General features: G+C 39.2%; 21 protein-coding genes. 1 reads left to right on the top strand and 20 read right to left on the bottom strand.

Annotated features, from left to right (window positions below):
• Window positions 1-5: 5 nt before the first annotated feature.
• Together ACZ11_RS17970 and ACZ11_RS17965 are read right to left on the bottom strand one after the other, a co-directional pair.
• Window positions 6-1,205 carry a glycine C-acetyltransferase gene (locus ACZ11_RS17970; RefSeq protein ID WP_201778550.1) on the bottom strand — a complete coding sequence of 400 codons (1,200 nt, stop codon included), beginning with the start codon at window positions 1,203-1,205 and terminating at the stop codon, window positions 6-8.
• A gap of 58 nt (window positions 1,206-1,263) precedes the next feature.
• Window positions 1,264-2,340 (bottom strand): nucleotide kinase, encoded by a 1,077-nt coding sequence (locus tag ACZ11_RS17965; RefSeq protein WP_049667916.1) that lies wholly within the window; start codon window positions 2,338-2,340, stop codon window positions 1,264-1,266.
• Window positions 2,341-2,506: 166 nt separating this feature from the next.
• On the opposite strand from ACZ11_RS17965, the gene ACZ11_RS26690 reads away from it, so the two are divergent.
• Window positions 2,507-2,677, top strand: a complete 171-nt coding sequence (locus ACZ11_RS26690; protein ID WP_169776090.1) for a hypothetical protein — start codon at window positions 2,507-2,509, stop codon at window positions 2,675-2,677.
• A 257-nt stretch (window positions 2,678-2,934) separates the two neighbouring features.
• On the opposite strand, the gene ybaK is transcribed toward ACZ11_RS26690, so the two are convergent.
• The 18 genes from ybaK to ACZ11_RS17880 all read right to left on the bottom strand — a co-directional run bounded on the left by ybaK (window position 2,935) and on the right by ACZ11_RS17880 (window position 23,068).
• Window positions 2,935-3,429: a Cys-tRNA(Pro) deacylase gene (ybaK, locus tag ACZ11_RS17960; protein ID WP_049667915.1), complete on the bottom strand. Its 495-nt coding sequence runs from the start codon at window positions 3,427-3,429 to the stop codon at window positions 2,935-2,937.
• A 24-nt stretch (window positions 3,430-3,453) separates the two neighbouring features.
• Window positions 3,454-4,191 carry a hypothetical protein gene (locus ACZ11_RS17955; RefSeq protein ID WP_049667914.1) on the bottom strand — a complete coding sequence of 246 codons (738 nt, stop codon included), beginning with the start codon at window positions 4,189-4,191 and terminating at the stop codon, window positions 3,454-3,456.
• A 310-nt stretch (window positions 4,192-4,501) separates the two neighbouring features.
• Window positions 4,502-5,116 (bottom strand): VanZ family protein, encoded by a 615-nt coding sequence (locus tag ACZ11_RS17950; RefSeq protein WP_049667913.1) that lies wholly within the window; start codon window positions 5,114-5,116, stop codon window positions 4,502-4,504.
• 211 nt (window positions 5,117-5,327) lie between these two features.
• Window positions 5,328-6,866: an acyl-CoA carboxylase subunit beta gene (locus tag ACZ11_RS17945; RefSeq protein WP_049667912.1), complete on the bottom strand. Its 1,539-nt coding sequence runs from the start codon at window positions 6,864-6,866 to the stop codon at window positions 5,328-5,330.
• Window positions 6,867-7,011: 145 nt separating this feature from the next.
• Window positions 7,012-7,794, bottom strand: a complete 783-nt coding sequence (locus tag ACZ11_RS17940; protein WP_049667911.1) for an enoyl-CoA hydratase — start codon at window positions 7,792-7,794, stop codon at window positions 7,012-7,014.
• Window positions 7,791-8,708, bottom strand: a complete 918-nt coding sequence (locus tag ACZ11_RS17935; RefSeq protein ID WP_049667910.1) for a hydroxymethylglutaryl-CoA lyase — start codon at window positions 8,706-8,708, stop codon at window positions 7,791-7,793. Before ACZ11_RS17935 ends, ACZ11_RS17940 begins: the two co-directional genes overlap by 4 nt.
• 12 nt (window positions 8,709-8,720) lie before the next feature.
• Window positions 8,721-8,933, bottom strand: a complete 213-nt coding sequence (locus tag ACZ11_RS17930; protein WP_031418413.1) for an acetyl-CoA carboxylase biotin carboxyl carrier protein subunit — start codon at window positions 8,931-8,933, stop codon at window positions 8,721-8,723.
• 201 nt (window positions 8,934-9,134) lie between these two features.
• The gene (locus ACZ11_RS17925) at window positions 9,135-10,493 is read right to left on the bottom strand and encodes an acetyl-CoA carboxylase biotin carboxylase subunit (RefSeq protein ID WP_049667909.1); all 1,359 of its coding nucleotides are present in this window, start codon (window positions 10,491-10,493) and stop codon (window positions 9,135-9,137) included.
• Window positions 10,494-10,509: 16 nt separating this feature from the next.
• On the bottom strand, window positions 10,510-12,144 hold the full coding sequence (locus ACZ11_RS17920; RefSeq protein ID WP_049667908.1) for an AMP-binding protein: 1,635 nt from the start codon (window positions 12,142-12,144) through the stop codon (window positions 10,510-10,512).
• Window positions 12,145-12,174: 30 nt separating this feature from the next.
• Entirely contained in the window at window positions 12,175-13,317 is a 1,143-nt protein-coding gene (locus ACZ11_RS17915) for an acyl-CoA dehydrogenase (RefSeq protein WP_049667907.1), read from the bottom strand.
• A gap of 315 nt (window positions 13,318-13,632) precedes the next feature.
• Window positions 13,633-14,250, bottom strand: a complete 618-nt coding sequence (locus tag ACZ11_RS17910; protein ID WP_049668715.1) for a TetR/AcrR family transcriptional regulator — start codon at window positions 14,248-14,250, stop codon at window positions 13,633-13,635.
• A gap of 641 nt (window positions 14,251-14,891) precedes the next feature.
• Window positions 14,892-15,944 carry a YkvI family membrane protein gene (locus ACZ11_RS17905; protein ID WP_049667906.1) on the bottom strand — a complete coding sequence of 351 codons (1,053 nt, stop codon included), beginning with the start codon at window positions 15,942-15,944 and terminating at the stop codon, window positions 14,892-14,894.
• A 235-nt stretch (window positions 15,945-16,179) separates the two neighbouring features.
• Complete coding sequence (locus ACZ11_RS27300; RefSeq protein ID WP_269079334.1) at window positions 16,180-16,311, bottom strand: hypothetical protein; 132 nt, start codon at window positions 16,309-16,311, stop codon at window positions 16,180-16,182.
• A gap of 24 nt (window positions 16,312-16,335) precedes the next feature.
• Window positions 16,336-17,469, bottom strand: a complete 1,134-nt coding sequence (gene menC, locus ACZ11_RS17900) for an o-succinylbenzoate synthase (protein WP_049667905.1) — start codon at window positions 17,467-17,469, stop codon at window positions 16,336-16,338.
• A complete protein-coding gene (locus tag ACZ11_RS17895) occupies window positions 17,444-18,283 on the bottom strand; it encodes a GNAT family N-acetyltransferase (protein WP_049667904.1) in 840 nt (279 codons plus the stop codon). The genes menC and ACZ11_RS17895 overlap by 26 nt, the downstream gene beginning before the upstream one ends.
• Window positions 18,284-18,329: 46 nt before the next feature.
• A complete protein-coding gene (locus ACZ11_RS17890; RefSeq protein WP_049667903.1) occupies window positions 18,330-19,445 on the bottom strand; it encodes a M20 peptidase aminoacylase family protein in 1,116 nt (371 codons plus the stop codon).
• A 5-nt stretch (window positions 19,446-19,450) separates the two neighbouring features.
• Window positions 19,451-20,317: a MurR/RpiR family transcriptional regulator gene (locus ACZ11_RS17885; protein ID WP_049667902.1), complete on the bottom strand. Its 867-nt coding sequence runs from the start codon at window positions 20,315-20,317 to the stop codon at window positions 19,451-19,453.
• A gap of 558 nt (window positions 20,318-20,875) precedes the next feature.
• Window positions 20,876-23,068: a DNA topoisomerase III gene (locus tag ACZ11_RS17880; protein WP_049667901.1), complete on the bottom strand. Its 2,193-nt coding sequence runs from the start codon at window positions 23,066-23,068 to the stop codon at window positions 20,876-20,878.
• Window positions 23,069-23,128 lie beyond the last annotated feature (60 nt).

Genomic DNA, 23,128 nt, shown 5'->3' with positions numbered 1-23,128 from the left:
ATTTTTTATTGAATTACACCTAGCTCACGGCCGACTTTTTCATAGATTGCTAGAGCGTCGTCCAGCATTTCTTTTGTATGTGCCGCTGTAGGCATGTTACGAACACGTCCTGTGCCTTTTGGAACCGTTGGGAAAACGATTGATTTAGCATAGACGCCCTCTTCAAATAAACGACGTGAAAATTCCTGCGTAAGCTTTTCATCACCAATAATACATGGTGTAATTGGCGTTTCAGATTCACCGATATTAAAGCCTAGCTTAGCAAGACCCGCTTTTAAATAATCCCCATTTTTCCAAAGCTTATCGTGAAGCTCTGTTGAGTCAATCAGCATTTGCACTGCCGCTGTAATTGCAGCAACATCACCTGGTGGTAATGCTGTTGAGAATAAAAATGGACGAGAACGCACTTTCAGCCAGTCAATTAAATTTTTCTTACCTGCTACATATCCACCAACAACACCAATTGCTTTAGAAAGTGTACCAATTTGGAAGTCTATTTCTTTTTCTAAACCGAAATGCTTCACAGTACCCTTTCCTTTACCTGTTACACCTGAACCGTGTGCATCATCAACATACGTTATTAAATCAAACTCTTTCGCAATCTCAACGATTTCTGGTAATTTTGCAATATCACCATCCATTGAGAATACGCCATCAGTAATGACCATGACTTTATTATATATGCCTGATTCTTTCGCTTCCTTTGCTTTCGCACGTAAATCATCCATGTCAGAGTGATTATAGGCAATGATTTTCGCACGTGATAAACGACAACCATCAATAATCGAAGCATGGTTTAATTGGTCTGAAAGGATCGCATCATTTTTATCCATAACAGCTGAAATAGCTGCCATATTACAGTTAAAACCTGATTGGTAAGAGATCGCTGCTTCTGTTCCTTTAAATTCAGCAAGCTTTTCCTCTAATTTTACGTGTAAATCAAGTGTGCCGTTAATTGTACGGACTGCTCCAGCCCCCACACCGTATGTCTCAATTGTTTCTTTGGCAATACGCTTTAAATCTTCATTCGTTGCTAAGCCAAGATAGTTGTTAGAGGATAGATTAATTAGATTTTTGCCACGTACCTGAATAATTGGTCCGTTTGCTCCCTCTACTGGATCAATTTCGTTGTATAAGCCTTGATTGCGTAAGGCTTGTAGGTTTTCATCTAAAAATGCATTCAATACTTTTGACAAGCGTATCATCCTTTCCTAGGAACACTATTCTAGTTCCTAGTGTAGCACAAGCACGCTATTAGAAAAATTACTTTGTTAATCTTTCGAATAGTGGGGCAGTTTTTTCTCGCCAAAGAGATGATGATATACAATTATCTATTAATCGACGGACAGTATACTCTGCTTCCGCATAACGCTTCGAATAACCCATTGCATCCTGCATTGCTTCTTTATACTTTGCCCGAATATCTTCAACTTTAGCTTCTGCTTCCTGTGAGATTGCGCAATGTTCCCCTATATCGAAAATTTCATCACCAAGTCTTCCGGCCTGAGGTTCAAAGACATGTGGATCTGTACTATCAAAGATGCAGAAATTCAACTCCGGGATAATAACCATGTCAACAGAGTTTGAATCCAAGCCACACCAAATAACTTGTGCATCGAGCCCTCTCGCATTTGCTTCGTCTGCTAAACCTTTCATTAAAGAAGATTTACCTGTACCCGGCTTCCCTTTGATCATCAATCTTCGAGATACATTTTTTGTTATGCTATCTACTGTATTTTCAGCCCCCCTCGGTGTTAATGTTCCGAGTAAGCGATGTGTACGCATTCCTGTTTTATTTAAGACGATTGTTTGGAAAACATCTGTCTTTAAATTTTCAACCTGATCATTTAATGCCTGCCAGTTCATACAGCTTTGTGTGACTACTTCCCAATCATCATGGATCTTTATAGCACTATTAAGCTTCGAAATACACTTCTCACGCCACGACTCTCGTTCCGTCACTGCATCAGCGAGCTGTTCGCCAACCCTTTCAAGCTGGATTTCTTCTAAACAATCATAAAATGACATCACCCGATGCTTTGTTCCAAGGAAGATCGGTTCAATCCCCCACCCTGATGACCATACAAACAGTCGATTACATCCTTGAACATACACTGCCTCAACAATATCCTCCAACAAAGCATGCTTAAACCACTCCACCGTAAAGCCTTGCTTCACATAAAAATAACCTAGCTCTTTAATAAGCTCTGATCCTTTAAACGTAGGCGCACCTTGCAAAATATAAACTAATTCTGCCTCATCCATCAGTTCTTTATATAAATGTTTAATTCCTTGCCCAGTCAGTGCGTGCCCATAATAATAGGTCACATTTCCGTTCAATAACGCTCCCCCTTTATCTTATGCCTTGCATTATATGAAGGAACCTTTTAAAAAATGAAGAGCTACTTTTATTTTTTATAAATAAAAGTAGCTTCCTATTTAATAGAATTAGTTAAAACAGGAATATCCAAAATGAAATCGAATGTTTAAGTATGGAGGGAGATGTATGATAAAAAAAATTGGGATTGTTTTGTTTGCAATTGGTATAGTAATGATTTTTATAGGTATGCCTTATTTATTGGGTTATTCAACAAATGAATTTTTAAAGTATCCTTTGTATTTAGGATTGTTAGTAACAGTTATGTTCACCCCTACAAAAAACCAAAAAAGAAAGTAATGTTATTGAAATAATGGATAGTGTCGGCTGAGCAGGCGTTTCCGGGTTACATGAGCGATTCTTCAGTTTAACCGATGCAGTTCACCTGTCTTCTTGATCATTTTGACGCCCTACCCGCTCACTTCTTCAATATACCTGATCACTTTGGCGCCCTACCTAAGCGTTTCTTCCACATCGCCAAGCGGATTAACCATAAACCAAGCAATCTTTTTCTACTGTCACTACTTAAAAACCCAATAAAAAAACTACCCAACATATCATGCTTGGGTAGTGGTAATTGGTGCGAGCTTTGCCTTTGTTGCAGCAACTAAATCATCTAATTGTAGATGGATTTGCATGCCGATTTTTCCGGCACTCACAATAATCTTTCCTTGCTCTTGAGCTGAAGCATTAATGACAGTAGGATAAAGCTTCTTCATGCCGACCGGAGAACATCCGCCTCGTACATAGCCTGTGTAGCCGAGCAACTCCTTGACAGGGAGCATGTCGATTTTCTTCTCGCCTACAACCTTTGCAGCAGCTTTTAAATCAAGCTCCTCTGCTACAGGAATAACAAATACAAAAAGTTTTTGTGCACTTGCCTTTGCTACTAATGTTTTGAAAACACGAGAAACTGGGTGACCAATTTTTTCAGCAACCGAAATTCCGTCAACTTGGCCGTCACCTGTTTCATATTCAATTACTTCGAACTGAATTTTTTGTTGCTCCAATAATCTTATAGCATTCGTTTTCGCATGCTTCGCCTTAACCATATTAAAAAACTCCCATCTGCAGCATTAGGCTATCATGGAGAACATAGAGCCATTTCCTGGTCGATAGCCATCTTTCGCCATTTGAATATGAGTGGTATATTTTTCAGAAGCAAATTTAAATGTTCGCGCCTTATATGCCTCTGCATAACTCTTACCGAAAATTGTATCTGCAAATGGATCCAATTTCAATTCCTGCGAAAAACGTTCTGGTACTTTAACTTCAATTACTTCACGTACAAAAGCAGGCTGACTGTCGTCTAGTTCACTTTCATCTAGCTCTTGACCATTTTGTATTTGAGCATTTACACTTGCCGCCAAACGTAAATCCTGTGGTAATGACTGCACGGGTACTAGCGCTGTATCTCTCACCTGCTCTAGAATTTGTAACGTCTCCTTAGCATTCGCAACATCTACTATAGACGCTTCCCCATCTATATGCTCTAGCTGTGAATATTCAAGAGCTTCAGCTTTTTGCGTCTTTTCATGAGCGAGCACATTCTTTTTTGTCTGTTGCAAATCTTCAATGATTGCTTGCTGTTGAGGCGTGACTTCTTTAGATTCCTCTTTTTGTTGCTCGTATAGGTCTTGATCTGTATGCCCTAATAGTAAATTTTCTAGCTCAAGCAATAGCGGATTTTTCTTTGGCTGAAAATACAGTGAGTTTTTTCGATATGCATCACCTGCTTGTTTTCGCTGTAAAATCTTTTTACGATTATAGTATGATGAAACTCTTTCTTGTTCTATTAAACTGGATAGTTTCATATGATTCACCTCGGCTTTCTAATTTAATATGCAAGTTAAATAATAGATATGATAATTTCTTCTATTTAGTATAACTATTCCGTCTGAACAGTTTCTTTACACTAATTATCGGAATTTTCTTTATAAAATTCAAGAGCAAATTAATACTAAGCTCCTAAAGGAATATTCCATTTTCGACTAATTAGGTATAAAGACCCTAACAAAAGCCCATTATTCCATTCATTTATTATTTCAATATTTAATTTCAATAAAAAATATTACTGTTATCACTTTTAAAAAAGTGTTAATTTACCACTAAAAAAACAGCCCTTTAATAAGGACTGTTTATATCTATTTTTTTAGGTTTAATAAGTATACTTTTATAGGCTAAATAACCAAGCCATGCTCCAAGTGTATTTAAAATTAAATCATCAATATCTGCCGACCCAACCGTAAAAATAAACTGGATAGTCTCTACCGCTAAGCTAGAGAAAAAGCCTGCAAAAATAACTGTCCAAGCTTTACGAAACTTTTTTGATAATAATGGAAGTAAAAAGCCCATTGGGGTAAATATTAATAAATTGCCTAGTAAATTAATAATAATGATATCCAAATTAAAATACTGAGAGTAATTTATATAGCGAAGAACTGTATCAAAGGGAATAAAATTTGTAGTTAAACGCCAGTCACTATAATCAAACAGCCCTAATTCATCTAGAGAATATTCGCCATTAAATAAAATAATTATTACATTCACTAGACGGTCAATGACCAGTTTATAAAAAGCTATAACGGAATAAATACTAAAAAATATCCAACCTGTTATCTTAATTGGTAAATAATATGTATCTATCAATGAACGATAAGGTAATGGTAGCTTGGCACTACCCTGTATATTATTTTTTTTCATGCCTGTACCACCTACTTCCCTATATCCTCTCATCATTTTAATATGCTCTTCTTCCCCAAGCAAGTGGTAATAATAAGATGGGTAAAGCTTTTTAAGACATACCGGAGTACCCCCTTATACTATACGTTTGTCCAGGTTCAAATAGAAAAGAGATGATTATACCAATTCTAACAAAATACCATTCTTAGCTTTCAGAGGTGGACAAAAAAAGCTGCCTCAATTAACTGAGACAGCTTTGTTTCAGACTTTATACTGGATTTACTCCGTGTTTACGCTCTGAGAATAATAAGTACTTTGACATATAGAGCTCTAAACGTGATTCAAGTACTTTTCTTAAATCATTAGGCTCAATAACATCATCAATGATAAGTTCTGAGGCTAGACGATAGACATCGATTTCCTCTTGATATTCTTTGCGTTTCTCGGCAATAAAGCTTGCCTGCTCCTCTTTTGGAAGTTCAGCAATTTTATTTGCATATACTGCGTTGACCGCAGCTTCAGGACCCATTACAGCAATTTGTGCGTTGGATAGTGCAATACAGCAGTCTGGCTCAAAAGCAGGACCTGCCATTGCATACAGCCCTGCACCATATGCCTTACGAACAATGACCGTTAATTTAGGAACGGTTGCCTCGCTCATTGCGAAAATCATTTTTGCACCATGGCGTATAATCCCAGCTTTTTCAACCTGCGTACCAATCATAAAGCCTGGTACATCTGCAAGGAAAAGAAGCGGAATATTAAACGCATCACAAAGTGATATGAACTTTGCAGCTTTATCAGCTGAATCGTGGAACAAAACGCCTCCTTTTACGCGTGGTTGATTGGCGATTATTCCGACGGATTGCCCTTTAATGCGTCCAAGTCCCGTAATTAGTTCTGGAGCAAATAATTTTTTTACTTCACAAAACGAATCTTCATCAATGATACGTTCAATTAGTTTATACATATCGAAAGGAACGTTTTGATTTTTTGGTATTAGCTCATCAATCGATTTATCAAATGAAGCTGGTGGCTTTGGAGCCTCAACCTTACCGCGTTCTGCATAGTTATTCGGGAAGTAGCTCAAATATTTACGAGCATAGGCAATAGCTTCCTGCTCCGTTTTAGCAAGCACATCTCCGCAGCCGGAAACAGAACAGTGCATTTTAGCTCCACCCATCGTTTCCAAATCTACCTTCTCACCAATAACCATTTCCGCCATACGTGGGGATCCTAAATACATCGATGCATTGCCCTCTACCATGACTACAATATCGCAGAATGCAGGGATATATGCACCTCCTGCTGCAGAAGGTCCAAACAGTAAGCATATTTGAGGGATTTTACCTGAAAGCTTTACCTGATTATAGAAAATGCGTCCAGCTCCTCTTCGACCTGGAAACATTTCTAATTGGTCAGTAATACGTGCACCTGCCGAATCGACTAGATACAGTAATGGGCAATTTAGCTTTTCAGCTGTTTCTTGAATACGAATCATTTTTTCTACTGTACGTTTACCCCAAGAGCCAGCTTTAATCGTCGAATCGTTTGCTAATACACAAACAGTACGGCCATGAATTTTACCGATTCCTGTTACAACGCCATCTGCCGGTAAGTCACCAGCTAAGCAGTTTGCGTACAAGCCATCTTCTGATTGCAGCCCATCATCTAATAATAATTCGAGTCGTTCACGTACAAACAGCTTTCCTTGCTGTGCGTTTTTATCGTGATATTTTGGCAGACCACCTGCTAAAATTTGTTCCTTCATTGTTTTAGTCGTATTTTCTGTCGGTACATTGCTCATATTTAATTCCTCCTTTTGCCCATTCGGTTACGCCTTAGCACTTTGTATAACTTTACTTACGTACTGAGAATTTAAACGATATGCTTGGATTTCATTGTTTTTAATTTCCTACTTTAAAACTATTCAAAATCTATCATCAGAGCTTTTATTTCCCTAAGTATTGCGGTGTTCGCTTTTCTTGGAAAGCAAGTAAGCCCTCTAATCGATCTTCTGTAGGAATCAGAGCATTATATGCAAGTGATTCGATTTTTAAGCCCGTAGCTAAATCTACTTCAATCCCTTGATTCATAGCGATCTTCGCCTGTACTAAAGAAAGTGGAGCATTTTTGGCCATTTCGAGCGCAAGTTGCTGAGCCTTTTCAAGTACTTCATGTCCCTCATGAACGTACTCTACAATACCGTAACTTCTTGCTTCTTCCGCATTTAATCGACGAGCTGTATAAATTAATTCCTTCGCTTTTCCAATGCCAATTAATCGTGGAAGTCGTTGCGTGCCTCCTGCCCCTGGGATGATGCCGAGAGATGTCTCCGTAAGACCTAACTTTGCATGTGTAGCTGCCAGACGTAAATCACAGGCTAACGCTAGTTCGAGTCCTCCACCAAAAGCAACGCCATTTAGTACGGCGATAACTGGTTGAGCGAGTGCTTCTACTTTTGCCACTGTTGTACCGATTAATTGCACAATCTGCTTTACTTGTCGGTCTGGCATCCCTTTACGTTCTTTTAAATCTGCTCCTGCACAAAAAGCCTTTTCTCCTGTCCCCGTTAGTAGGACAACTCGCACTGCCGGATCACCGTTTATGTTGTCGAGAGTCGTGCTAAGTTCTTGGAGTAGTTGTACAGACATTGCATTCGCAGCTTCAGGTCTGGAAAGTGTAATCAGCCCAATGCAACCATCTAATAATTCAAAACGAACGAGTTGCGTCATAATTGACTCGCACTCCTTTCATTACGGGCAATCGCCATTTGTTTAGAGGCAACTGCTTTCCCTAGTTTCTGTTCAATAAATAGCGCAGCCTCTAGCACTTTATTCAGCTCTACACCCGTTTTAATACCCATTTCATCTAATAAATACAGTAGATCCTCCGTGGCTACATTACCCGATGCTCCTTTGGCATACGGACAGCCACCAAGTCCACCTAGCGCACTATCAAACTTTGTAATTCCCATTTCTAAAGATTGAACAATATTCGCTAGTGCTGTGCCACGTGTATCATGGAAATGCATCGCAAAATTTTCCGCAGGGTATCTTTTTAGCAATTCTTCTAAAAGATTTTCCACCTGTGTCGGCACACCAACACCAATCGTGTCACCAAGCGAAATTTCATCGACGCCCATTTCTAATAATTTTTCTGTTATTCGTAAAACCTTTTCTGGTTGTATGTAGCCTTCATACGGGCACCCAATCACCGTTGAGATATAACCTCGTACATTTTTATTCGCTGCCTTTGCCCCTACCACAACTTCCTGTAATATCGGAAATGTTTCATTAATCGATTTATTAATATTACTTTGATTATGGCTTTCGCTTGCCGACATAAAAACGCTCACTTCATCTACTTCAGCCTGCAATGCACGTTCTAAGCCACGCATGTTCGGTACTAATGCCGCATACGTGATATCTTTTTGGCGTTTAATGGCTTGAAGCACCTCCACTGCATCTGCTAGCTGTGGGATCCACTTCGGATGCACAAAAGACGTTACTTCGATATAATTCAATCCAGTTTGACTAAGTAAATTCACTAGCTGTACTTTATCGGCAGTCGCAAGATGTGTCTTCTCATTTTGCAAACCGTCACGAGGACCTACTTCCTTTAACGTTACATGCTTTGGTAGCTGCATAAAGAAGCCTCCTTATTCAATTTCTAAAATATCATCATCAACGTTAATAAAATCCCCTTCGTTCGCAATGATTTTTGTGACTACGCCATCTTCTTCTGCAGCAATAGGAATCTCCATTTTCATCGACTCTAAAATTGCCACATCTTGTCCTGCTGTCACTTTCTCGCCCTCTGCTACAACGATTTTCCATACTGTTCCTGCCATGCTCGCTTTAACTGTTGCCATTGTAAATCCCTCCAAATGTATGAATGTACGGATAACCGTATGTGATTTTCATATAACGCATTCGCACTAATGGTGAAGTGCGAATGCTTTTTATCATTTTCGCCTTGGCGTAATTGTTGTTGCTGTCGCTTCGCTTTCGCACAGAATACATTTGTTGCTGTCGCTTCGCTTTCGCATAAATAAACAATACGTTCAGAGGCTTTATTTCGTTTCTGCTAATTGAGGTAGATAATATTCATCTACAAATTTAGTTGTTGTATAGCCCTTCAAAAATTGTTCATGTGTGACTGTTTTCAACAACATCGGAATATTTGTTTGAATTCCTTCTACTTTATACGCTTTAAGTGCCTCAATAAGTCTTTCACACGCAATTGCTCGTGTTTCTCCCCACACTACTAATTTGCTAATCATTGGATCATAAAAAGGTGTTACCGTAGTGCCAGCCTCTACGCCACATTCATGGCGAATACCTTCACCTGTTGGTAATTCAAAAACCGTAATTGTGCCTGGAGAAGGGAAAAATGTCGATGGATTTTCGGCGTAAATGCGTACTTCAATTGCATGCCCTTTTCTTTGAATACTATCGCGAGTAAATGCTAATGGTTGTTTTGCCGCAATCTTTAATTGCTCCTCTACAAGATCCAGTTTTGTAATTTCCTCAGTCACCGGATGTTCAACCTGTAGGCGCGTATTCATCTCTAAAAAATAAAAGTTTTGCTCTGCGTCTACTAAATACTCAATCGTTCCAGCATTCACATAGCCGATATGCTGAACTGCCTTGACTGACGCATCTAGCATACTTTTTCTTGTTTCTTCAGAAATGAATGGAGATGGTGCTTCCTCAACCACTTTTTGATTTCTACGTTGAATCGAGCACTCACGTTCAAATAGTGGTACGACATTGCCATCATGATCTGCAATAATTTGCACCTCGACGTGATGAGGATTAGCAATAAATCTTTCCATATACATCGTTCCATCACCAAAGAATGACTGTGCACGCTTTTGATTTCCTTCAAAGGCTTTTGCCAATTCCTCGGCATTTTCTACGAGCTGCATTCCGATACCCCCACCGCCAGCAGAGGCTTTTAACATAATCGGATAGCCTAGACGACAAGCAATTTCAATAGCTTCTGTTACGTCTTTCACCGGTGTCTCTACGCCTTCAACAATTGGTACACCTGCCGCCTTCATTGTTTTCCGGGCTTCTAATTTACTACCCATCGAAGCAATAACGTCTGCGCTAGGCCCAATAAAAACTAAGCCCGCCTCGGTACAACGTTTAGCAAACTCAGCGTTTTCTGATAATAAGCCATAGCCTGGATGAACAGCTTCAGCACCGCTTTCCTTCGCCACTTCAAGAATACGATCAATATTTAAATAGCTTTGCGCAACAGGTGGTTTTCCGATACAGAACGCCTCATCCGCTTCCTTAACATGTAAGCTTTCAGCGTCTGCCTCGGAATACACCGCTACTGTTTGAACGTTTAGTCGTTTGCATGTTCTTATAACACGCCTTGCTATCTCTCCACGATTTGCAATTAAAACCTTCTTGAACATAACACCGGCCCCCTTCTTACTTCACTGCTGGAACAAAACTCTCTCGTAATCTATACTTTTGAACTTTTCCTGATGCAGTCATCGGATAGTCGTCGATAAAGAAAATATGTCGTGGTATTTTATGTCTAGAGATTTTATCCCGACAATAATCCCGAATCTCTTCTTCTGTTGCCTGCTCTCCTTCACGCAAAATGATCCAAGCTGCCGCTTCCTCTCCATAAATAGGATCAGGAACGCCCGCAACCTGTACATCTGCAATTTTGGTATGTGTGTAAAGGAATTCTTCAATTTCTCGAGGAGATAAATTTTCACCGCCGCGAATAATCATATCCTTTAAACGCCCTGTTACACGTACATAGCCCGCCTCATCCATCGTTGCCAAATCCCCAGTATGCAGCCAACCAGCCTCATCAATTGCAAGAAGAGTTTCTTCTTGGTTTTTATAGTAACCTTTCATGACATGGTAGCCTCTTGTACATAGCTCCCCTTGCTCATTCGGCGCAGCCTCTTCGTCTGTACCAGGAACGACAATTTTAACTTCCAGATTCGGCAAAGCACGGCCAACGGTTTCTACCTTTAACAATAGCGGGTCATCCGCTCTCGTTTGTGTGATAACAGGTGAGGCTTCTGTTTGTCCGTAACAGATAGTAACATCCGTCATCCCCATTTTGTCGATAACGGCTTTCATCACCTCAATAGGACAATTAGAGCCTGCCATTACTCCAGTACGCAACGTTGATAGATCAAAAGACGAAAAATTCGGTAAATTAAGTTCACTAATAAACATCGTTGGTACACCATGTAGCGAGGTACATTTCTCTTTTTCAACCGTTTGTAGCACCTCAGCAGGTGAAAATTCCTGAACTGGAACCATCGTCCCACCACTCGTTGTAATTGCTAATGTTCCAATTACACAGCCAAAGCAATGGAAGAAAGGAACAGGGATGCACAAACGATCTTCAGAAGTTAAACGCATACATTCTGCAATATTAATCGCATTATTGACTAAGTTATAATGCGTTAACATGACACCTTTCGGAAAACCCGTTGTTCCCGATGTATATTGAATATTAATAACATCATCATAATGAAGTACTTGCTGTCTTTGATCTAATTGCTCCTCTGTTATTTGCTCAGCAGCAGATAACACATCAGACCAGTTTAGCACTCCTGGGTATTTTGTCTCGCCAATTAAAATAACATTTTTCAATAAAGGTAGTCGCTTTGATTGCAAATTACCCGGTTCACAATGTTCAAGCTCTGGACATAACTCTTGAAGTGTATTCATAAAAGAATGGTCTCGATAATTTTCAATTAAAATAATCGTTTTTGCATCGGATTGCTTCAATAAATATTCCAACTCGCTTGAGCGATAATTAGTGTTTACAGTGACGATTGGGGCACCCATTTTACCTGTACCAAATTGCAGTTGCACCCATTCTGGGACATTTGTCGTCCATACTGCAATATGCTCGCCCTTCTCTATTCCAAGAGCCATCAACCCTCTAGCTACTAACCGACTTTGCTGATTGAGCTCCTCGTAGGTCATTCGTAAGTCCCTGTCTGCATACACTAATGCTTCGCGCTGTGGATACTTTTCAGATTGTTCATCTAGCAATTGACCAATAGTTTGATACACAAGTTCTGCCATGAAAATCCTCCTTATTTATGCTACTTAAGATTAACAGCCAATTAAACGAGAAATAACGAGACGTTGAATTTCAGACGTTCCCTCACCGATTTCCATTAACTTAATGTCACGCAGATGACGCTCTACGTCGTATTCTTTCATATAGCCTGAACCGCCGTGAATTTGAATTGCTTGATTACAAGTGCGGAAGCCCATTTCAGAAGCAAATAATTTTGCCATTGCCGCTTCCTTCCCGAACGGTTTCTTTTGATCTTTAAGCCATGCCGCCTTATGTACTAACGTACGTGCAAGCTCTATCTCCATTGCCATATCGGCTAATTTAAATTGTATTGCCTGTAGTTTCGATATTGGTGCACCAAATTGTTCACGTTCTTTTGCGAATTTTAATGCTTTTTCATAAGCCGCCTGTGCAATCCCTACCGATAGTGCAGCTATAGAAATACGCCCGCCGTCTAAAGTATTTAAGAATTGGCTAAATCCGCGTTTTTCATCCCCTAAAAGATTAGCCCTTGGCACACGAACATTTTGTAAAATAATCTCACACGTATTCGAGCCACGTACGCCCATTTTGTCGTAATTGCAGTTGATCGTTACGCCAGGAGTATTAGTTGGTACAATGATAGATGAAATAATCTTTTTACCATCTTCACGTTTACCTGTCACAGCTGTCACAATAATTTGACGTGCATAGCCAGCATTTGTGATCCAGCATTTCTCACCATTAATGATGTAATCATCACCATCAATTACAGCTGTTGTACGTGTCCCACCAGCATCTGAACCTGCATTAGGCTCTGTTAACCCAAACGAACCTAATGTTTCTCCCTTCGCTAACGGAACAAGCCATTCCTGCTTTTGCTCTTCTGTACCGAAATTGTAAATAGGCGAAGCACCTAAGCTAACTGCAGCTGCATAGCTTAATCCTGTACCACCACATGCACGACCGATTTCTTCAACAGCAAGTGCGTAGGAAACAGTATCTCCTCCTGAACCGCCGTACTCTTCAGGAAACGGTATACCTAATAAGCCTAGCTCTGCCATCTTTTTAAAGCTCTCTATTCTCATCGTCGATGTCTCGTCAACTTCACGAGCATACGGTTTAATTTCATTTTCAGCAAAATCACGTACCATATCTCGAATCATCGCTTGCTCTTTTGTTAGTTCAAAGTTCATCCCCAGTCCCCCTAATGTTTAATGTGCCATAGCAAATTTCGTTCAGATGTCGATTATAAAAATCAATTTTGCCTCGGCATAATTGCGTCCGGAATCGGCTTTGTGCCTGCACAAAGCACTCCTATCCGATTCCGTGACATCCGCCGGAGGCTTTGGGCCAACGTGATGTTGGTCACTCAGTCGTTGCCACAGGACGTGGCGATCTTAGACTGAGAGTTCCTCTATTTCAACGGATGTTTGGATACCCGTTAAAGAAGTTAATACCGACTAGTCGGTTTGTATTGAAAATTAATAAAACCAGTCTTTCTGCGCTGGCTACCCCTTTACCATAAATTGAACTGCTTCTTCCATTGCTTGTTCAGTGACAATCGCACGCAATACCATATCCGTAAATACTTCAGTAATTTCCTCCATTGTTAATGGACCTGATTGCTTAAACCATTTGTATGTCCAGTTAATCATCCCAACAATAGCCATCGTTACGATAGTACAAGGTAGTTCTGTACGAAAATCCTTTGTTTGCTGACCATCCTCTATGACTTTTTGTAAAATATCCCGATATTGATCTCGTTTTTTATGAATAATTTCACTATATTCCTCTGGCAGTGAACGGCTTTCCTCATAAAAAACAGTTATATGTGCTTGGTACATATCAAATACTTGGGTCAGTGTTTGCAGCATTGCACATAAACGTGTAATCGGTGTATCGTATTTGTCATATGCCTCCTGTGACTGCTTAATAACATATGAAATAAATACATCGTGAATTTCATACAACAGTTCATCTTTCGATTTAAAATTATGATAAAATCCACCCTTTGATGCACCAATGTATTCAACAATGCGATCAACAGTGACATTGTGATAGCCATCTTCCTGAAATAGCACTACAGAAGCGTCAACAATGCGTTGTTTTAACGTTTTCTTTACCATAGGCATCTATCATCCTTCTTATAACTCTTTACTCCATCACTCTTTATAATTAGAAAAAGTTTTGGGTCATCACCATATTGTGTAGTTGATTTCCGTTCCGGCTGGGCGCTTTCCTGGGGGCGTCCGATGAGCCGCTTGGGGCAACAGGATGTTGGTCACGAAGGCGTTATCACAGGACGTGATGCTTTTAGCCTTCGTTCCCCTATGTGCTCGCTCCAGGGTCTCGGGCCAACACGATGTTGGTCACGAAGGCGTTATCACAGGATGTGATGGTTTTAGCCTTCGCTCCTCTTTTCGCTAATCCCCGAGGAGTCGCCCAGCCTCCACTCCAATCAACTTACGCACATGGCCTATGTTTTAGCAAAATGCCATCCCATCTCTCGGTGACGAAGCCTGATTTTTCTTAATTATAAAAAAACTACGACACCATTAATATAGCATTCGAAAAAATTAGTGTCTAGCTCCAAAATAGATTTTAATCAAACTTTCGAGAATTTATTTTACATAAAGCAGAATTTTACAGATCTCTACAAATGAACAAACATACACTTACTGTATGATTCCCAACTTGTTTTCATTACAAAAATCCAAAAAAATTCCCTAGCGCAGTACAATAACACTAGAGAATCTCAAAAACATGATTATGAAGCTTTTGGTATTTTACGTAGCCACGAGAATATGATCGCAATGATTAATGCAAAGCCTAAATACCCCGTTGTTGAATAAACCTTTCCAACTAATGTCGTGAATCCTACTAAACTAGCGACGAAGCCTATTAAACCAATCACCACAATACCTATTTTAAAATATTTATGATCAGGCGCTATGAAACGTACTGCAAACGCATAAAGCATTCCTACAGCTGTATTGTACATCATGCCTAATAAAGCAATGGACATTAAGATACCCACTACAGGATGAATTTGTTTTGCTAGCTCTAATGTTGGCATTGCTGCCCCGCCAACTACGTCCATTTTAACGAACATAGCAATATTAATTAGTATGATTAAAACACCGAGCATTAAACCACCAAGAAGACCGCCTAAACCAGCAATCTTGCGCTCTTTTACTGTTCCCCCCATAACAATTAACATCGCAGTACCAGCAGCTATGTTATAAGATACATAGAGAAGTGCGCCCATTACCCAATTTGAGGCCGCAGATGTTTGCTCTTTCGCTAACACATTCTGTTCTGCAATTGTTAAGTCCATTGTAAAAATGGAATAAATTAATATAATAAAAACGATCCCCATTAAATAAGGTGTCACTAAAGCTATTATATTAATAATATTTTTCACATTTAATAGCAATGTTAAAATCGTAATGATTACCATAAAAATACTGCCAATCATCGGGTTTATATTAAACATTTGCTCGAATGTTGAGCCCGATCCAGCAAACATAACAACAGCCACACCAAATAAGAAGAATGTAATGACAATATCTAATATAACCCCAACATAACGTCCACCAATTTGATATATAACCTCTTTATGAGATGTCGTTTGTGAATCCGCTCCTAATTGCGCTAGACTCATCCCTAAAAAGGCAAATGCGATTGTTGCAACAATTCCTCCTGTTATACCGTAAAGACCAAAGCTCGTAAAATATTGCATAATTTCTTGTCCTGATGCAAAGCCAGCACCAACGATTAATCCTACAAATGCGCCACCTATCTGCCAACTTTTTTTCATAGAACACCTACTTATCTATTTTATCAATTATGCCTCGGCATAATTGCGTCCGGAATCGGCTTTGTGCTTAGGCCTGCCCGATGCAGGTCAGTTAGCCGTTATCGCATGGATGCGATGATTTTAGGCTAACATCCTTTAAGCACTCCTTTCCGATTCCGTGACATCCGCCGGAGGCTTTGGGCCAACAGATGTCTTTTGCGCGAAAGCGAAGCGTCAGCAGCATGATGTTGGTCACTCAGTCGTGTGTTGCTGTCGCTTCGCTTTCGCACAGATAAATTGCCACAGGACGTGGCGTTCTTAGACTGAGTTCCTTTATTTCAGCGGATGATTGGACACCAGCTGATAAGTGGTTTAAAACCGTGTTCATCTCATCATCTATAGAGGTGGGAGACTACCGCTGAAAGAAATTAAGCAAACTCAATCCATAAGTTTTCTGCTCTACTGTAAATAAATCGATTGTCTCTCTATTCACTTCATAGCCGATCCCCGCTTTTTGAGAAACTTCAATATAACCGTCCTTCACTACAACTTCTGGGTCAATGATATCCTTTTCCCAATAACGACTTGAGCCTGCAGTATCTCCAGGTAAAATAAAATTCGATAATGTTGTTAATGCCACATTATGTGCACGACCAATACCAGACTCCAGCATGCCACCACACCAGACTGGAATGTTATTTGCCTCACAATAATCGTGTATTTTCTTTGATTCTGTTAAGCCACCAACGCGTCCAATTTTTATATTAATAATTTTAGTACTGCCTAACTCAACAGCTTTACGTGCATCCTCTAATGAATGGATACTTTCGTCCAAGCAGATTGGCGTATCGATTAATTTTTGTAATGCTGCGTGGTCAATGATGTCATCTGACGCCAATGGTTGCTCAATCATAGTTAAATTAAAAGCATCTAGTTGCTTGAGCGTTTCAGCATCTGACAGTCTATAAGCTGAGTTCGCATCCGCCATAAATGCCACATCAGGGAACGCTTCACGTAATGTACTCATTACTTCTACATCCCAACCTGGCTTAATTTTGATTTTCATTCGTTTATAGCCTTCTTTAACAAAGCCATCTACTAACGCCACAAGATCCTCGATTGATTTTTGAATACCGATACTGATTCCTACTTCAATATTGTCCTTTTTGCCACCGAGTGCAGCTGCAAGGGATTGATTCGTCTGTTGGGCATAAATATCCCAAATAGCACCTTCTATCGTTGATTTCGCCATATTATTTTTACGAATTGGTTTAAATAGTTCATTGACCTCATCCGGATGCTGAAGCTCTTTATTTAAAATAAGTGGAATTAAAAAATCTTCTAGCATATGCCAGTTTGTTTGCAATGTTTCCTCGTTGTACCAAGGTGAATGGAACGCTACAGATTCTCCCCAACCGATTGTTCCTGCTTCATCCTTAGCCTCTAAAACTAAAAAATCTCTATCTTCAAATGTGCCAAAGCTAGTTGTAAATGGTTCTTTTAAATTCATTTTTAAATGTCTAATGGTAATTTCCGTGATTTTCATATTGTTTTGCCCCTTCCAGATTTAAAGTTTCTAATTTAACGAGAACATACTCGTTGTAATGTTCTTGCTGCTGCAATTGAACTGCCGCATAACCTTGTGCAAATAATCGTTGTAATAAATATCTCGTTTTGAAACGCCAATCCAATGCTAATGTTGGATCTTGCACCTTCAATGCTTGAAAATCCTTTGGTACAGGCATTGTATACAGACCTTCGTTATATTTTAAATTTTCAGTTATATTCAAACACGGAAATCCTTGCTCATTTAGAACACAGCTAGCCACTGGTATGGCATCCGTCGCATCTATTGAAACATTTTTACTTACGTAATCAGAGCTTATATACCAGCACACCTCAAAACGATCTGAAGGTAGTCCCTTATTTAAGCCATCCTTCATTTCACCATAGCAATTTTCTATATACGTATTACAAATACCATTTAATTTGGATAGATTGAGAAAACCATTTCGTGTTTCCAGCGGATCAAACGTCCACACCATTAAATCGTAGCCCCGCTCAATAGCAATAGCTTGCTGGGCATATTTTAATTGTTCACCTATTCCTTGGGAGCGGTAATTTTCGTCTATCCCTAACATATGGGAACATAAATAGCTTTTGCTCTCTCGAAATCCTGAAAAGCCATAGCTAAAGCCAACCAATTGATCACCATCATAGGCACCGACAACGATACCGCCATTTTTTACAGCTGTTAAAGTTTGATGAATGGGAATTGAAGGCATTCCCCAAACGTTATATTCCAATTGTTGAACTTGCTCCAGCTGTTCGATTGTCTTTATTTCCCTTATGTCAATCATTACTTTCACTCCTTTCTATTCTTTATCCCGTAATAACGACTAGAGTCTATAAAGCTCTTAAAATAGCTCTCGTAATAATGTTCACACCGGTAAAAAGCCGCTCTCGATTAAACGTCATTTTCGGATGATGTAATCCTGGCGTTACACCACAACCTAAGCCAAGCATTGTTGCTTTAAGGTTCGGACGCTCATACGTATAAAAATGAAAATCTTCTCCTCCAGGAGTGACGACTGGTGAAGCGCATGCTTTTTCGCCAACTACATCAACAATAGCTGAATTCATATGTTGTAATGCCTCATCATTCACTAATGCTGCAACAATATGTGCATCAACTTGCAATGAAATTTTCGCACCGTACATCGCTTCTACCGATGCCTTGACACGTTCAAGACCTTCTGTGAGAGATTGCATTACTTCATTTGTTTGTGCTCGTGCATCAATACTAAATGTTGCTTTCCCCGGAATAATATTCGTAGAGGTTCCTCCTGCATTAAATTGCGTCATTTTGACTGATGCAGAGACATTAGGATCTGTCCAAATTTTTTGTAAACCTTCGACAATCGCTGCCCCTACCTCAATTGCATTAATGCCGAGTTCAGGTCGTGCACCATGTGCTTCTTCCCCAAGAATTGTCCCAGTAAAAAGCTTTGCAGCACCGTGGTACAATGCTGGGGCATACGTTCCATCCTGTAATTCTTTTAACGGACGAACATGGACACCAAATAAGTATTCTAGATTATCAATAAGCCCCTTCTCAACGAATGCGCGAGCGCCCTGTGCCTTTTCTTCAGCAGGCTGAAAAAGAATACGTACTGCCCCGGGGAGTAAATGCACCATATCCTTTAACACTAGTGCCGTCCCAATAGCCATCGTCATATGACCATCATGACCGCAAGAATGATTAGCTTGAAATTTGCCATCAACTTCTTGCCATAGTGCATCAATATCCGTACGAAATCCGACTCTTGGTATTCCTTCCCCAATATCTACATACAGTCCCGTCATATCCTCGAACAACTGAGGCTCCATTTGTGCCTCCTTCAATAGATTGGCGATGTATTGCGTTGTCTTCTTTTCCTGCCAGCTAATTTCCGGATGCTCATGTAAATGTGTAAAAATATCAGCCAATCTAGGCTGTAAGTTTTGTAAAACTTGATTCATTGTATTCAACTCCATCGATTTGCTAAAAAGCTATTTTGGAAATCATCATATTTTACGCGTTGATTTTCATAATAGTCGTGATCTTGTGCAGTCATACCTGCAATTAGTGTATTTAAAAATGAAATTAGTGCTGGCATTGCGTCAATCGTAGACATTTCCTGTTGTTCATTCACAAAGGTAATCGTCGCATATTGCGTGATAGGTGCAATTTTAGAATCTGTAATACCGATAATCTCGCAATTTTTTTCTTGAATTTCAGCTGCAAATTGTATCGGTTCTTTAAAATAACGATGGAACGATAAAATAATGACCACACTATCCTCATCAATTTCTTGTAAAGCTCTAATGATTTCACTAGTTTCAAAATCTAAAAGCACTACGTTAGGACGTAGCATATTTAACGTAAAATACAACCATTGCGCCGCTAAATGGGAAGACCCATTCCCAACAATATAGATTTTTTTCTTCGTATGCAGCAGTAGTGACGCACGATTAAAATCTTCCTCATTAATGTTCTTAGCAATGTTTAAAATACTCGATGCATCCTTTTCCATCGTCTTTTCATAAAAACGTGGTGTCTCAAAAAGTACCTGCTTTGATTGCAAATAATTGTGCAAGCTACTAGCATTACCTTCATTGAATAGCTGCATCGTAATCTCCCGCTGCAGTTCAGCATAACCTGATAATCCTATAGCGTAGCAAAAGCGGATAACCGTCGTTTCACTTACCCCTGCCTTCTCCCCCACATATGCAGCTGAATGAACGCCGACAGTCTGCAAATTTTTGAGGATGAAGATCGCTACCTTTTGCTGACTCTTTGAAAGCTCCTGATAGTTATGTTGAATGACTTGTTGAATTGTTTGATTATCCATTAAAGAAGTACATCCTTCTTATTTTGTTTTTTTGAAGCTTAAACTTCATTTCCATGTTACATACAGTAGCATAATTATTTTCGCAATTCAATATATTTTCTGAAATTTCTGTTTATATATGAAAAATAAATTATCATAAACGTGGTGTCTATTTCCGTTCCAATGAGCGTTTTCCTGGGGGCGTCCAGTCTTCACTCCAATCTACTTATTCACATGATACACGTATAAAAAAATGTCATCCCAAACTTTGGGAGATGAGCTACCTTTTCCGTTCAGTTCATGGGTCGAATCGCTCGATACCACAGAATGACGCTTCGTTTTTCTTGTACAACCTAAAAAATGCACAAATGTTATCAAAATAACATTTGTGCATTTCATTATCGATTTCGCCTTGGCGTAATTGTAGCTGTTAAGTTTGATTCTTAACTTTCCCAATTCCCTTATTACTGCGCCGTTAGTTAAATAAAAAAAGCTCCAGATCATTGATCCAGAGCTAAAAACATCCCGACTGTTTTAAACATCATAATTTTATTTTAAAAATCTACTTTTAATTGATCTTTATTTATCAAATTTCATCCCTTTTAACAAATCTGCAAAAGCATTATTCAAAGGTTCAGCTTCTTTTTCTTGCTGTTTCATGTATTTTTGTACACTACGCTTATCTACTTTGCCACCGCCTTCTTTTTTACGACGGGCTTCAAATGCAGATAACTTCTCACGATAGCCACATTTACATACGAAGATTTGGCCATCACCTTCACCACGAAGTTCTAGCTTTTTCTTACATTGTGGGCAACGCGCGTTTGTGACGCGTGATACGTTTTTACGATGTCCACAATCACGGTCTTGGCAGACAAGCATTTTACCTTTTTTACCGTTGACTTCAAGCATTGGCTTGCCGCAATCAGGACATGATTTTGTTGAGATATTGTCATGCTTATATTTTTTATCATTTGCTTTAATTTCAGCGACTATTTCTTGAGTGTGCTGTTTCATTTCATTGATGAACGCGTCTTTTTTCAACTTACCTTTTGAAATTAGCTCAAGTTTTTGCTCCCACTCAGCTGTTGTTGCAGGAGAACGTAATTCTTCAGGCACTAAATCAAGTAATTGACGACCTTTAGATGTAATGTAAATTTCTTTGCCGCCTCGTTTTTCGATTAAGAATGAATTAAAGATCTTTTCAATAATATCCGCTCGTGTTGCAACGGTCCCTAACCCACCTGTTGATTTCAACGTATCAACAAGCTTCTTGTCGTTCGTTTCCATATACTTCGTAGGATTTTCCATTGCTGATAGTAATGTCGCCTCTGTAAAACGTGCTGGTGGCTTTGTTTGACCAGACGTTTGGGCAATGAGCTTTGTTTTTAACACTTGTCCTTGTTCTAAACGAGGAAGCAGTTGCTCTTTGACATCATCTGTTGATTCTTCATCATCAAAACGATTTTGATATACTTCTTTCCAGCCAGCAATAGTGACTGTTTTCCCTTTGGCGATAAATTTCTCATTACCGATTTGAGCTTGTACTGTTAATTGCTCGTATTCTTGTGCTGGGAATAATACAGCTAAAAATCGTTTTACTACTAAATCATATATTTTACGCTCTTTATCATTGAATGCAGAAAAGTTCACATAGCCCTCAGTTGGAATGATGGCATGGTGATCAGATACTTTACTGTCATCTACAAATGATTTATTCGCTTTAATCGGCTTTGTTAAAATTTTATTCGTCAATGTACGATATTCACCGATACCACATGCTTTTAGACGCTCAGGTAATGTGCCGACAATATCAGATGATAAGTAGCGAGAATCTGTACGAGGGTACGTCAGCACTTTATGAGATTCATATAGCTTTTGCATAATATTTAATGTTTCTTTTGCAGAATAACCAAATAATTTATTGGCATCTCGCTGTAATTCTGTTAAATCATAAAGACCTGGGGCAAATGATTTTTTAGGCTTGCGGTCAATTGAAGCAATCTTTGCATCTTGATTGCCTAATGCTTTGACAATAACGTCGACTTTTTCTTTATTGAAGCTACGTGAATTACCATTTGCATCTTGCCATGTAAGCTTTAATGAATCTGTTTGTGCTTCAATACCGTAGTACGTTTGTGGTTTGAAGTTTTTAATTTCATCTTCGCGTGCAGCAATGATCGCAACAGTTGGAGTTTGAACACGGCCACAGTTCAGCTGTGCATTAAATCTTGTCGTTAATGCTCGTGTCGCGTTTAATCCGATATACCAATCCGCTTCAGAACGAGCAACAGCAGCAGCATATAAATTATCGTAGTTTTTACCCGGTTTTAAATTAGCAAATCCTTCTTTAATCGCTTTATCTGTAACAGATGAAATCCATAAACGTTTAATTGGCTTTTTCACATTTGCTTTGTCAATAATCCATCGAGCAACTAATTCCCCTTCACGCCCAGCATCAGTAGCCACAATGATTTCGTTTACATCATTACGAGTTAACTGTGATTTGACTGCATTATATTGCTTACCTGTTTGCTTCATAACGACTAGCTTCATTCGTTCAGGCAACATCGGAAGGTCTTCTAAATTCCATGTTTTATATTTATTATCGTAGGCTTCTGGATCGGCTAATGTCACTAAATGACCTAATGCCCAAGTAACTATATATTTATCACCTTCTAAAAATCCATTCCCCTTTTTATTACATTTCAAGACATTTGCTATATCACGTGCAACTGAAGGTTTTTCAGCAATAACTACACTTTTAACCATATATTCGTACTCCTTTACTAACTATGTACTGTCTAATATACCATAAGTTCGGGACAGAAA

The organism is Lysinibacillus xylanilyticus, assembly GCF_001183605.1.
In the GTDB taxonomy this organism is placed as follows: Bacteria; Bacillota; Bacilli; order Bacillales_A; family Planococcaceae; genus Lysinibacillus; species Lysinibacillus xylanilyticus.
The sequence above is the reverse complement of the archived record's forward strand: the minus strand, read 5'-3'. Positions and strand labels throughout refer to the sequence as shown.

What these genes read in the sequence shown, in the direction of transcription:
- ACZ11_RS17970 (WP_201778550.1), bottom strand. Translation starts at nt 1,205, where the DNA reads ATGATACGCTTGTCAAAAGTATTGAATGCATTTTTAGATGAAAACCTA.
- ACZ11_RS26690 (WP_169776090.1), top strand. Translation starts at nt 2,507, where the DNA reads ATGATAAAAAAAATTGGGATTGTTTTGTTTGCAATTGGTATAGTAATG.
- ybaK (WP_049667915.1), bottom strand. Translation starts at nt 3,429, where the DNA reads ATGGTTAAGGCGAAGCATGCGAAAACGAATGCTATAAGATTATTGGAG.
- ACZ11_RS17955 (WP_049667914.1), bottom strand. Translation starts at nt 4,191, where the DNA reads ATGAAACTATCCAGTTTAATAGAACAAGAAAGAGTTTCATCATACTAT.
- ACZ11_RS17950 (WP_049667913.1), bottom strand. Translation starts at nt 5,116, where the DNA reads ATGATGAGAGGATATAGGGAAGTAGGTGGTACAGGCATGAAAAAAAAT.
- ACZ11_RS17945 (WP_049667912.1), bottom strand. Translation starts at nt 6,866, where the DNA reads ATGAGCAATGTACCGACAGAAAATACGACTAAAACAATGAAGGAACAA.
- ACZ11_RS17940 (WP_049667911.1), bottom strand. Translation starts at nt 7,794, where the DNA reads ATGACGCAACTCGTTCGTTTTGAATTATTAGATGGTTGCATTGGGCTG.
- ACZ11_RS17935 (WP_049667910.1), bottom strand. Translation starts at nt 8,708, where the DNA reads ATGCAGCTACCAAAGCATGTAACGTTAAAGGAAGTAGGTCCTCGTGAC.
- ACZ11_RS17930 (WP_031418413.1), bottom strand. Translation starts at nt 8,933, where the DNA reads ATGGCAACAGTTAAAGCGAGCATGGCAGGAACAGTATGGAAAATCGTT.
- ACZ11_RS17925 (WP_049667909.1), bottom strand. Translation starts at nt 10,493, where the DNA reads ATGTTCAAGAAGGTTTTAATTGCAAATCGTGGAGAGATAGCAAGGCGT.
- ACZ11_RS17920 (WP_049667908.1), bottom strand. Translation starts at nt 12,144, where the DNA reads ATGGCAGAACTTGTGTATCAAACTATTGGTCAATTGCTAGATGAACAA.
- ACZ11_RS17915 (WP_049667907.1), bottom strand. Translation starts at nt 13,317, where the DNA reads ATGAACTTTGAACTAACAAAAGAGCAAGCGATGATTCGAGATATGGTA.
- ACZ11_RS17910 (WP_049668715.1), bottom strand. Translation starts at nt 14,250, where the DNA reads ATGGTAAAGAAAACGTTAAAACAACGCATTGTTGACGCTTCTGTAGTG.
- ACZ11_RS17905 (WP_049667906.1), bottom strand. Translation starts at nt 15,944, where the DNA reads ATGAAAAAAAGTTGGCAGATAGGTGGCGCATTTGTAGGATTAATCGTT.
- ACZ11_RS27300 (WP_269079334.1), bottom strand. Translation starts at nt 16,311, where the DNA reads ATGAACACGGTTTTAAACCACTTATCAGCTGGTGTCCAATCATCCGCT.
- menC (WP_049667905.1), bottom strand. Translation starts at nt 17,469, where the DNA reads ATGAAAATCACGGAAATTACCATTAGACATTTAAAAATGAATTTAAAA.
- ACZ11_RS17895 (WP_049667904.1), bottom strand. Translation starts at nt 18,283, where the DNA reads ATGATTGACATAAGGGAAATAAAGACAATCGAACAGCTGGAGCAAGTT.
- ACZ11_RS17890 (WP_049667903.1), bottom strand. Translation starts at nt 19,445, where the DNA reads ATGAATCAAGTTTTACAAAACTTACAGCCTAGATTGGCTGATATTTTT.
- ACZ11_RS17885 (WP_049667902.1), bottom strand. Translation starts at nt 20,317, where the DNA reads ATGGATAATCAAACAATTCAACAAGTCATTCAACATAACTATCAGGAG.
- ACZ11_RS17880 (WP_049667901.1), bottom strand. Translation starts at nt 23,068, where the DNA reads ATGGTTAAAAGTGTAGTTATTGCTGAAAAACCTTCAGTTGCACGTGAT.